The sequence below is a fragment of the Escherichia sp. HH41S genome (genome assembly GCF_009820115.1).
Classification (GTDB): domain Bacteria; phylum Pseudomonadota; class Gammaproteobacteria; order Enterobacterales; family Enterobacteriaceae; genus Escherichia; species Escherichia coli_F.
Window position 1 is genome coordinate 1 of record NZ_VNXE01000091.1, and the last position, 360, is coordinate 360.

At 55.0% G+C, this 360-nt stretch carries 1 pseudogene; it reads right to left on the bottom strand.

Going from position 1 to position 360, the window contains the following annotated elements:
• Positions 1 to 120: 120 nt before the first annotated feature.
• Positions 121 to 360 (bottom strand): annotated as a pseudogene (locus tag FQZ95_RS17890) (tail assembly protein); the annotation flags it as partial.

Consider the following 360-nt stretch of genomic DNA (forward strand, 5'->3'; position numbering starts at 1 on the left):
GGACTTCAGGTTGTCCTTCGCTTCGCGCGGGGTATGCCCCTTACTGCTGCCTTTACCCATTCCTCACGCTCCATAAATGACAAAACCGCCCGCAGGCGGTTTCACATAAAACATTTTGCATCAGCGACCAATCACCACAACCTGACCACCGTCCCCTTCGTCTGCCGTGCTGATCTCCTGAGAAACCACGCGAGACCCCACGCGCATTTCCCCGTACAGAACAGGCAGAACATTGCCCTGGGCAACCATGTTATCCAGTGAGGAGAAATAGGTGTTCTGCTTACCGTTATCCGTTGTCTGTGTACGGGGAGTTCTGGCTTTCGGTGCCAGCATCTGCGCCACACCACCGAGCACCATACT